The sequence below is a fragment of the Thermogutta sp. genome (genome assembly GCF_014359955.1).
Classification (GTDB): domain Bacteria; phylum Planctomycetota; class Planctomycetia; order Pirellulales; family Thermoguttaceae; genus Thermogutta.
Window position 1 is genome coordinate 1 of sequence record NZ_JACIYL010000176.1, and the last position, 6,939, is coordinate 6,939.

Sequence of the window (6,939 nt, forward strand, 5' to 3'; positions counted from 1 at the left end):
TGGTGCGTTCCAGTTCCGGGATCAGCTTTTCAAAGACCTCCACGGCATAATCTTCCGCTTTGGCCCGGGTCACGTGGGGCAGAACGTTTCGCTGCTGCGGCGATCCGAAAACCAGAATCGTGCCTCCCAGGTCGGCGCAGCATCGGGCAAGTTCACACAGGTATTCGGCGGTTCGCTGGCGAACCGTTTCCTCGGGAGACGTGAGGTGAAAGCCTTCCGTCTTGGCCAGCAGCCAGTGCAGCCCCACCGTCTCCAGTCCCGCCTTTTCAATGGCCTGCCGGATTTCCGTCCGCCGCTGCGGCGACAGGTCGGTCACCCGTTCCGCAAGCGTGAAGGGGGCAATCTCGATGCCTTCATAGCCGCACTCGGCAGCCAGGGCCAACCCGTCTTCCAGCGACCGATCCTGAAAAGTTTCATTGCAAATGGCGAATCGCATAATATCCCCCGACAACTGTGAAAAGATCACTTTTCCCCCGTACACCGGGATGAGGCGTCGAACGTTCGATTCCGTTGGACATTCTTTCCTGATTCGATCTGCGTACGAACCCCTGGTGTTTCCCCCATTTTAGATGGGAATACTCATTCATTCCACAACCCTGCTCAGCCTCCTTCCGCTGGGGCCAAAAATGGCGCGGACTGTCTCGCCGTTGGTGGAACGGAGGGCCATGTTCCTTTATAATTCCCGACAAACCGACGCAACCGCGCGGACATCGTTGGTCGTGTGACTTCCCGTGGGCAAACCGATTTGGCCCTTCCCACAATGATTGCTCCCCAACAACCAGGTCGTTTTCCTGTGGGATTCCCCTTCCCATTGCGAGTGCCTATGGACACCAACACGCATGAGCATTTCATGGAGCTGGCGCTTCGCGAGGCCGAGCAGGCATTCGAAGAAGACGAAGTCCCCATCGGCGCGGTGATCGTCCATGAAAACCGGGTCATTGCTTCAGCCCACAATCAAAGGGAACGGCTGCGGGATCCGACCGCCCACGCTGAAATGATCGCCATCACCCAGGCCGCGGAAGCCCTGCGATCATGGCGGCTGGAAGGCTGCACTCTCTATGTCACGATAGAGCCCTGTCCCATGTGTGCGGGGGCCATCCTGCAGGCAAGAATTCCCACAGTTGTCTACGGGGCGGATGATCCCAAAGCGGGTGCTGTGCGTTCGCTCTACCGGCTTCTGGAAGATTCCCGGCTGAACCACCGCTGCGCTGTTATCCCCGGTGTTCTGGCCGATAAGTGCACGGACATCATCCGTCGTTTCTTTCAAAAACAGCGTGCCCTGGGCAAAAAATAGATCGCCGTCACAAAAAACCGGGACCTTCCCAGTGGACAATGTGCACGTGAATTAATCTCGATCGGTTGGGAGGTGAGCTATGCCGTCGGAACAAACTGGCAAAAACCAAGTGACTTCCCGCACAACGCGCCGGGAATTTCTCCGCCAGGGTGCCGCAGCGACCGCCATCGGAGGATGGACGCTGCTTCCTGATGCAACTTCCGCGGCCGAAACTCCGGCCAACGAACGGGTGGTACTCGCCATCGTGGGTTGTGGAGGTCGTGGAAGTGCTCTGGCTGGCGGCTTTCTGGAACGGGGTGATTGCCGTATCGCCTATGTCTGCGATCCCTTTTTGCCCCGCGCCGAAGCCCTCGCTAAAACAGTGGCCCAGGCACAGGGGACGGCTCCCAGGATCGTGGATGATCTCCGCAAGGCCCTGGACGATAAGAGCGTGGATGCCGTCGTGTCGGCCACACCGGATCACTGGCACGCGTTGAGCACGGTCTGGGCGTGCCAGGCAGGGAAGGACGTCTATGTTGAGAAGCCCGTCTCCCACAGCATCTGGGAAGCCCGCAAGATGGTGGAGGCGGCTCGCAAGTATCAGCGGGTGGTCCAGATCGGCACGCAGAATCGGAGCGCTCCCTACAATTTTGACGCCAAGGAGTACATCAGCTCGGGGAAGCTGGGACGCATCCACCTGTGTCGGATCTACAACCAGAAGTTTTGGGGCAATTTCCCACCCAAGCCGGATAGCGATCCGCCGCCGGGTCTCAATTGGGACATTTGGAATGGCCCCGCCCCCGAAGCCCGATACAACTTCAACTATCAACACAACTGGCATCACTTCTGGCGGTACTCCGGTGGTGATATTGCAAACGACGCGAGCCACCAGATCGACCTCGCTCGGTGGCTGCTGGGCGTCGGTTGTCCCAGGACCGTGTACTCCGTCGGCGGACGATTCGACAGCGAAGGAGCCGCGGAAACACCGGATACGCAGATCGCCGTGTACGAGTACGATGGGCTCCTGGTAACCTTTGAACTGACGCTCTACACCCCTTACATGCTGAAAATCGATCCGGAAGTCCGCAACAGCGATATGTTTCCCTACTGGCCGCAGTGCGCCACCCGGATCGAGATTTACGGCACAGAAGGCGTCATGTATGTGGGACGTCACGGAGGCGGCTGGCAGGTGTTCGAACGGCCCAAATCACGCCAGCCGGTTGTCACAGCCCAGCGGTACGGGCGATTCCCGGATCCAGAACACAAGGCCAACTTCATCGAATGCATCAAATCGCGCAAGCTGCCCAACGCGGATGTGGAAGAAGGATACCGCAGCGGTCTCCTCATTCACTATGCGAATATCAGCCTTCGCCTGGGTGGCGTGAAGATCGTGCTCGATCCTCAGAAAGAAATTCCGCTGGAACCCGCCGAAGCCCACTCCCTCATCAAACGCGACTACCGCCCACCATACGTCATCCCCGAAAAGGTGTGATGTGAATCCCCGCTCTGTCTCGCGATTGCCAATGGGCAACTGCCAGCGGTGGACCATTCCCAACCGGTAACCTATTATGGGGATGAGAGGAATTTTTCACAGGGAACGCCGGAGTGCGGACGATTCCCCTCGGTAACTCCTGAGGCGGGCCCTCCGTGAAGGCTTCAAGATCCTTCCTTTATGCCTGCGCGTGCCAAGGCTTATGGTGATCGATCAAATCCTGGATCATTTGTTTGTGGGTTCGTGTCCGGTTGATTACAACGACGTGGAATCCCTGAAACGGGCAGGCGTCACGGCGGTATTGAATCTCCAGACTGACGAGGATATCGCCTCTCGTGATATTCAGCGGTCGGCCGTTGAGATGGCGTATCGCCGGGCAGGAATCAAGGAGGTACGGGAACCCATCCGCGACTTCGATTACGACCATCTCCGAGCTCGGCTTCCCGAGGTTGTGCGGGCGTTGCGAGAGTTGCTCCAGAGCGGCCACAAAGTCTTTGTCCATTGCACCGCGGGGATGAACCGTTCCCCCACGGTGGTCATCGCCTATCTGCACTGGGTGCTCGGGTGGGATCTCTATCAGGCGGAGTCCCACGTCTACGCCCGGCATTACTGCTACCCGCTTACCGCTGCCATCGCATCCCAGCCGGTCCCCACGTTTGATGAAAACCCGAGCGACCCGGCGCGTGAATCGTCTTAAGGAGGTTTCTCCCCGAACGCGAAAACGGGCGACGCAAGGCCCGGGAGCCACAATCAGAACATCTTCAACTGAACCGGGAAATCCTTCTTCGCAGCGGTCGCCACCTGGCCTTCGCTCTCCGGATTCACGATAATGACCGCGCCGTCGAATTCCTCGGGAGTGGGATCATCACGGAGGGGACGCCCATGCTCATCCAGTTTGATGTCGGCCTCGGCCGTCACGCGTTTGGCGACCTCCATGAGGTCCCGATACACTTCGTCACGATCCACGCCTCTCATAATGGAGACGGCACTGGCCACTTCCTTGAGATAACGCAAAAAGATATTCCGTCGTTCGCCCTGCTGACGCACCCGCAGACGCCGTCGCAAATACATTCCCAGCCGTCTCCCGACGGCTTGAAATGCCAGCCGCAACTCTTTCTGGATTTCCGGATAGGCCGCAATGGCCTCCTTGGATTCGCTGGTGAACGGCACCCACACGCTGGCGAAATGCACAAGAAGTGTCACCGGACCGCTCGGCAGGGAGTTCCGCGACTGGCTCAACCCGTAGGGTCGCCAATTCGTGCTCATCACCGTCTGCGTGATGGCACAGGCTCCGGCCTGGAAGAGAAGCGGCACGCGGTTGGCATAGCGAAGGACAGTCATGGTTTGTCCCTCCGTGAGGTTAACGCTTTGCAGCGCCTCACAGAGCTGCTGACGCTCCCTGGCCTTGAGTTTGGCAGGAGACATGCGCGCCTTCAGCCGTGCCTGCTGAAGAATCTTGTCCGCACCCTCGGGACCAATGCCATCGAACGTTGTCGTCAAGAACTGCCGGAGGGTTCGCGCATCCGTCTCGGCAAGCAGCTCCTCCAGAGTCTCCAGTGAGACGCGGTAAGTGGCGGGCGCTCCACCGTACGCCAGGCCGACTTCCACCTGGAACGGATTCCCGCGATACACGGCTGGGGGACGTGTGACGGCCGTGTAAAACTCGCCGGGCACCAGTTGCCGCAGTCCCCGCAGAATAAGCTCCTCTCCAATCGGTGACAGGCAATCGGTGGCAGGCGATTGAATCTTGGTGGTTTGCAGGGCTTGAAAAAGCGCCTCGGCTTCGTGACGACCGACTCGCCGCGGATTGGCACGGCTGCTCAGCCCCGCGGTTTCGAGAATTTTTTGGGCAACCGCCGGACTGACCCGTGAGAAGGACTCCGTGAGAAAACCGCTCAAGGTGTTCGCTTTGGTGTCCTTGAGCATCGTCACCAGCCAGCCCAATTCCACCCCGTAAGGGTGAGGTTTGATTTCTTTGGGCTCGGGCGGCAACTGTTCGGCAACACGGGGAAAGTCCCGGGTTTTGCCCTCGGGGTCTTGGTAGTGAAGCGTCACATGGGGATTAGCTATGGCCGTCTGGAAGAGGTACTCATCGACGCTTCCCCGCCCTCGCTGGTATTTGGCCTCAAGTTCGATGGCCACCAGCGTCCCGTGTTCCACATCATTCCAGGGCAGGCCGAACGGCTGAAGAAACTCACCAATATTCTCGTTCGCCGGGATATCGACGCCGTCCCCTTTGCCGTTGACGATTTCCGGTCGGTTGTTCTTGGTGTCAATCTGAATTTGATAGAAATGGGCAGGCTTCCTCGGGCCGGTTTTGGAAACGATGCTCACCGGCTTCCCGGTGGTCAAAAGGCCGTACATCCCGGCCGCACTGATGCCAATTCCCTGCTGCCCGCGACTCTGACGAAGCCGGTGGAATTTCGAGCCGTAGAGCAGTTTTCCGAAAATGAGGGGTATTTGCTTTTTGACGATGCCTGGCCCGTTATCCTGCACAATAACGCGGTAGCGGCTCTCTCCGGTGGGATCGATGCGGACCCACACCTCGGGCAGGACGCCGGCCTCTTCGCACGCATCCAGGGCATTATCCACGGCTTCTTTGACGGCCGTCAACAGCGCCTTGCGGGGATTGTCGAACCCCAGCAGGTGGCGGTTTTTGGCGAAGAATTCGCTGACGGAGATCTCGCGCTGTTTGGCAGCGAGGCTCTCGGCACTCACCCGCCGACGCGGTTGGCCGTTTCCACCCGCCGCGGACGAAGCCTCGGACTGACCTGCCTGACGCGATTTTTCAATAGTTTGAGGACTCTGCTGGTCTTGTTTTGCGGTAGAAACTCCCATCGCGATCACACGTCCGTGTTGAAGCCAAAAACAGGAAAGAAATTCGCATTATAGCGATCGTAACGAGCTATGCCCACAGGAGAGGTGTTTCACAGGCGCCACAATATCGTGAGCCCCCTCGAACTCCTTTTATAAAGTCTCACTGTTTTTGTCCAGAGTGGCCGAATCCTCTATAAAGGAGGACCCCTCCGCAGATGGCGTCGGCAGGCGGGTTTTCAGGCTGTTTCACGATGACACGGACGGACCAATGGCAGAAAGGATACGAATGATGAAACGCGGAGAGAGAAACCGACAGACTATGTTGCGTTGGGTGCTGGGCGTGGCGCTGGGTCTGGCCATGGGAATGTTTCTGGGCCTGGCCCCCGCTGTGGCCCATGACCGCGGCCATTCCGATGCCCGTAATCACAGGGCGGGGGATCTGTTCCCCAGCTACTGGGCACCGGCGGCACCGGGAGAGATTTCTGCCCCTCTTTATGTCGCTCCGGTCCCCACGCCTCCTTACGTCGGCCATACCTGGGTCACCTACCAGCCCCTTTATCCCCATGAGTTCCTCTATCCCCATCGAAAGGTGTTTGTCAGGAACAACCCTCAGGGAGGTTGGACGCGGGTGAGTGTCTGCTGGTGGTGAAGCGCGGAAGCCGTCGCCTCGTATCGTCATTTGCCGGAAGATCACCGAGGCAACCAACGAGCCGAATTGACCGGGTTCACACGAATCCTTTTCCACATGCTCGAAGAAGGAACGTCAGCTTACGTCAACGAGGACAAAAACCATGAACACGAAGTTAACCATGACGATCGGTGTGGCGATAGCCCTCACAATGGGCCTTGCAGCCAGCCATCTTTTCGCCGGGGAAAACACGTTCTTTGGAAAAAGGGCCGCCCGACGCGCCATGTGCACCCCATGGTATGGGGACTATTACAACGGCGCGTGGGGTGCCCCCGTCGCGGTGGTCGTTCCCCCCACTGCAGAATTTCAGACCCATTGGGGTTGGGGAGTGGGAAACATGCGCGTGACGACCATTGATCACCAGTACAGCCGCAACTGGCCGGGACCTGCAATGGGCGGTGCCGTGCCGCTCCGTCCCACCCCGGCCTGGCCGCAGGACACGGACCAATTCGGATATTACTACATCCGCGGTCCGTGGTGAGCCTTCCGCGTGCCCGACATGACAGCCTCCGCCCCCTGGGTTGTCGCCCAGGGGGTCTTTTTATGACAACGGAAATCGGGCGATCGCCTGAAACTCCCCGCCGAATTCAGTTCGCTTCGCGCGTGAAATAGTGGGTATGGAGCAGGCGGTGAGACATTTCGCCCAACGGTTGTCCCAGGAATTCCGCA

Annotated in this window: 8 protein-coding genes; 5 read left to right on the plus strand and 3 right to left on the minus strand. The window is 58.8% G+C overall.

Annotated features, from left to right (window positions below; translation table 11 throughout):
• Window positions 1-436 (minus strand): TIM barrel protein (locus H5U08_RS07440; protein ID WP_297031754.1); only part of this gene is annotated, 436 nt, incomplete at its 3' end.
• A 387-nt stretch (window positions 437-823) separates the two neighbouring features.
• Here H5U08_RS07440 and tadA point away from each other — a divergent pair.
• The 3 genes from tadA to H5U08_RS07455 all read left to right on the plus strand — a co-directional run bounded on the left by tadA (window position 824) and on the right by H5U08_RS07455 (window position 3,462).
• Window positions 824-1,294: a tRNA adenosine(34) deaminase TadA gene (gene tadA, locus H5U08_RS07445; RefSeq protein WP_297031755.1), complete on the plus strand. Its 471-nt coding sequence runs from the start codon at window positions 824-826 to the stop codon at window positions 1,292-1,294.
• 79 nt (window positions 1,295-1,373) lie between these two features.
• On the plus strand, window positions 1,374-2,765 hold the full coding sequence (locus H5U08_RS07450; RefSeq protein WP_297031757.1) for a Gfo/Idh/MocA family oxidoreductase: 1,392 nt from the start codon (window positions 1,374-1,376) through the stop codon (window positions 2,763-2,765).
• 202 nt (window positions 2,766-2,967) lie between these two features.
• Window positions 2,968-3,462: a dual specificity protein phosphatase family protein gene (locus H5U08_RS07455; RefSeq protein ID WP_297031759.1), complete on the plus strand. Its 495-nt coding sequence runs from the start codon at window positions 2,968-2,970 to the stop codon at window positions 3,460-3,462.
• A gap of 53 nt (window positions 3,463-3,515) precedes the next feature.
• Here H5U08_RS07455 and H5U08_RS07460 read toward each other — a convergent pair whose 3' ends face one another.
• On the minus strand, window positions 3,516-5,603 hold the full coding sequence (locus H5U08_RS07460) for a DNA topoisomerase VI subunit B (protein WP_297031761.1): 2,088 nt from the start codon (window positions 5,601-5,603) through the stop codon (window positions 3,516-3,518).
• Window positions 5,604-5,868: 265 nt separating this feature from the next.
• On the opposite strand from H5U08_RS07460, the gene H5U08_RS07465 reads away from it, so the two are divergent.
• Together H5U08_RS07465 and H5U08_RS07470 are read left to right on the plus strand one after the other, a co-directional pair.
• Window positions 5,869-6,231, plus strand: a complete 363-nt coding sequence (locus H5U08_RS07465) for a hypothetical protein (protein WP_157732034.1) — start codon at window positions 5,869-5,871, stop codon at window positions 6,229-6,231.
• A gap of 142 nt (window positions 6,232-6,373) precedes the next feature.
• A complete protein-coding gene (locus H5U08_RS07470; RefSeq protein WP_297031766.1) occupies window positions 6,374-6,751 on the plus strand; it encodes a hypothetical protein in 378 nt (125 codons plus the stop codon).
• A 106-nt stretch (window positions 6,752-6,857) separates the two neighbouring features.
• On the opposite strand, the gene H5U08_RS19835 is transcribed toward H5U08_RS07470, so the two are convergent.
• Window positions 6,858-6,929, minus strand: a complete 72-nt coding sequence (locus H5U08_RS19835) for an iron hydrogenase small subunit (RefSeq protein WP_366494220.1) — start codon at window positions 6,927-6,929, stop codon at window positions 6,858-6,860.
• Window positions 6,930-6,939 lie beyond the last annotated feature (10 nt).

Bases quoted from the DNA above. Each gene is read 5' to 3' on its own strand.
- tadA (WP_297031755.1), top strand. From the start codon at position 824: ATGGACACCAACACGCATGAGCATTTCATGGAGCTGGCGCTTCGCGAG.
- H5U08_RS07450 (WP_297031757.1), top strand. From the start codon at position 1,374: ATGCCGTCGGAACAAACTGGCAAAAACCAAGTGACTTCCCGCACAACG.
- H5U08_RS07455 (WP_297031759.1), top strand. From the start codon at position 2,968: ATGGTGATCGATCAAATCCTGGATCATTTGTTTGTGGGTTCGTGTCCG.
- H5U08_RS07460 (WP_297031761.1), bottom strand. From the start codon at position 5,603: ATGGGAGTTTCTACCGCAAAACAAGACCAGCAGAGTCCTCAAACTATT.
- H5U08_RS07465 (WP_157732034.1), top strand. From the start codon at position 5,869: ATGATGAAACGCGGAGAGAGAAACCGACAGACTATGTTGCGTTGGGTG.
- H5U08_RS07470 (WP_297031766.1), top strand. From the start codon at position 6,374: ATGAACACGAAGTTAACCATGACGATCGGTGTGGCGATAGCCCTCACA.